We start from the raw sequence: 3,292 nt of genomic DNA on the forward strand, positions 1-3,292 counted from the left end.
GGTGACGCTCGCCGAGGCGCTGGCCGCGCCGGGTGGTTCGGAGCGTCCGATGGCCGGGCTGGCCATGCTGGCGGAGGGCGAACTCGCGCGGATCGCCGCCGACCGGTCCGGTGCGGAGCGGCGGTTGCCGGACACCAACGCGGTCGAGCTGTTCCAGCGGCAGGCGGCCCGCACCCCCGACGCGCCCGCGGTCGTCACCGACAGCGGGACACTGAGCTACGCCCGGCTCAACGAGCGCGCCAACCGGCTCGCGCACGAACTGGCCGCCCGGGGCGTCGGCCCCGAGGACGTGGTCGCGGTCTCCCTGCCACGCTCCGCCGACCTGATGGTGACGCTGTACGCGGTACTCAAGGCGGGCGCGGCGTATCTGCCGGTCGACCCCGACTACCCGGCCGAACGTGTCGCGGCGCTGCTCGCCGACGCGCGCCCCGTACAGGTGATCACCCAGGGCGCGGCCGATCTTCCCGTACGGCCGGGCCCCGGCACCACGCACCTGGTGCTCGACCTGCCCGCCACCCGCGAAGCGCTCGCGGCGCGGCCGGCCGCCGACCTCACCGACGCGGACCGGCGCGCCCCGCTGCGACCGGGAAACGCCGCGTACGTCATCTACACCTCGGGCTCCACCGGCCGCCCCAAGGGCGTCGTCGTACCGCACAGCGGACTCACCAACTACCTGCGCTGGTGCGAGGGTTCCTACCCCGGCATCCGGGGCGGCGCGATACTGCACTCCTCGGTCTCCTTCGATCTGACCGTCACCACCCTGTTCGCACCGCTCGCCGTCGGCGGCACCGTCTACGTCAGCGCGCTGGAGGACATCGACCCGGATCTGTGGGCCGACGGCCGGCCCGCGCCCACCTTCATCAAGGCGACCCCCAGCCATCTGCCACTGCTGGAGTCACTGCCCGACGAGGTACTCGCGCGGGGCGATCTGGTGGTGGGCGGCGAGCAGTTGCTCGGCGAGGCACTCGCCCCCTGGCGGGCGCGGCACCGCGGTGCGAGCGTCGTCAACGAGTACGGGCCGACCGAAGCCACGGTCGGCTGCGTCGTACACACCGTGGGCCCGGACGACACCGACCCGGTGGGCGCGGTCCTGATCGGCAGACCCTCCTGGAACATGCGCGGCCATGTCCTGGACGGGCTGCTGCGGCCGGTGCCCGTGGGGGTGCCGGGGGAGCTGTATCTCGCGGGTGAGCAGCTGGCCCGTGGGTATCTGGGGCGGCCGGGGCTGACGGCGGAGCGCTTCGTGGCGGACCCGTACGGTGCGCCGGGCGGACGGATGTACCGTACCGGCGACCTGGTGCGCCGTACGGCCGACGGGGCCCTGGAGTACCAGGGCCGTACCGACGACCAGGTCAAGATACGCGCGCACCGCGTCGAACTGGGCGAGGTGGAAGCCGTGCTGGCCGCGGCGCCCGGTATCGGACAGGCGTGTGTGATCGCGGCGGAGGCCCCCGGCGGACTGCGGCTGGTGGGGTACGTCACCGCGCGGCCGGCCGGCTCCGCGGGCGCGGACGCCCCGGACGATCCCGCGTCCCACACGCACAGCACCGCGTCCCACGCAGACGGCCCCGCGTCCCACGCGTACGGCCCCGGCCTCGAAGCCGCGGCCCTCAGGGAGTACGCGGCCCGCGCGCTGCCCGACTACATGGTCCCCGCCGTCGTCGTCGTCCTCGACGCACTGCCGCTGACCATCAACGGCAAAGTCGACCGCAGGGCGCTGCCCGCCCCGGACCCCTCGCTCTTCGCCTCGACCGCCGAGCGCGTCGCCCCGCGCAACGCCCTGGAAGAGGCGTTGGCAGGCATCTGGATGCAGGTGCTCCACCTCGACGACATCGGCGTCCTCGACAACTTCTTCGAACTGGGCGGCAATTCGATCCTCAGCATCCAGGTGATCTCCCGGGTGCGGAAGACCTTCGGGATCGAGCTGTCCGCCCGATCGCTCTTCGACCGGCCGACCATCGCGGAGTTCGCCGAGCGGGTCGCGGAAGGCCGGGCGGCCGGACACACCGCGCGCATCGCCCCGGCCGGCCGCGACCGGACGCTGCCCCTCTCCTTCGCCCAGCAACGCCTCTGGTTCCTCGACGAGTTCGAGTCGGGCAACCCGGCCTACAACGCGGGCGGAGTGCTGCGGCTCACCGGCCCGCTGGACATCTCCGCGCTCTCGGCCGCGCTCTCGGCACTGGTGGTACGGCACGAATCGCTCCGAACCACCTTCGACGCGGTCGACGGCCGCGCTCTACAGCTGATCGGCGATCCCTACGAGGTCCCGGTCCCGGTCACCGAACCCGCCGCGACCGACCCGGACGCACGTGAACGGGAACTCCGGACGACTCTGGCGGCCCAGTTCGCCCTGCCGATGGACCTGCGGAACGGTCCGTTGCTGCGCGCCCTGCTGGTCCGCGCGGCACCCGACGACCACGCGCTCGCCGTGACGATCCATCACATCGTCACCGACGGCTGGTCGATGGGCGTGGTCTCGCGCGAGCTCGGCGCGCTCTACAACGCGGCACTCGAAACGGGCTCGCGCGACGCCGCCCACCTTCTGCGGCACAGCGCCCTGCCCCCGCTCCCCGTGCAGTACGCGGACTACGCCGTATGGCAGCGCGAGCACCTCTCCGCCGACGAACTCGACGCCCAACTCGACTTCTGGCAGCGGAAGCTGGCCGGGGTACAGCCGCTGGAGCTGCCCGCCGACCGGCCCCGCCCACCGGTCCTCGGCCACGCCGGCGCGCTGCACACCTTCCGGCTCTCCGCCCACGCCACCGACGGACTGACACGCGCGGCCCGGCAGCATGGCGCGTCGCTCTTCATGGCCACCACGGCGCTCAGCTCCCTCCTGCTCGCCCGCTGGTCCGGCCGGAGAGACATCGCGCTCGGCACCCTCAGCTCGGGACGCGACCGGGCGGAGGTCGAAGGGCTGATCGGTTTCTTCGTCAACACCCTGGTGCTGCGGTCGGACGTGGACGAACTCCGCACGTTCGGGGAGTTCCTGGACTCCGTACGGGAAACGGTGCTGGAGGCGTTCGCGCACGGCGACGCGCCGTTCTCCCGGGTCGTCGACGCGGTCGTCACCGAGCGCGATCTGAGCCGCCCGCCCCTGGTGCAGGCGCTGGTCGCCTTCCAGAACACCCCCGCCGCGCCGATGCGGCTGCACGGGGTCGAACTCTCCGAACAGCCGCTCTCCCGTGATTTCTCGCTCTTCGATCTGACGTTCACGTACTGGGAGGAGGGTGGGGAGCTGCGGGGTTCGGTCGAATACAGCACGGATCTGTTCGACGCGTCCACGATCGAG

General features: G+C 72.5%; 1 protein-coding gene. It reads left to right on the forward strand.

Annotated features, from left to right (window positions below; all coding sequences use genetic code 11):
* Positions 1 to 3,292: non-ribosomal peptide synthetase (locus CU044_RS28570; protein WP_193564100.1), on the forward strand; the 3,292-nt coding region annotated here is incomplete at both ends.

Source organism: Streptomyces sp. L-9-10, assembly GCF_004151105.1.
Taxonomy (GTDB): domain Bacteria; phylum Actinomycetota; class Actinomycetes; order Streptomycetales; family Streptomycetaceae; genus Streptomyces.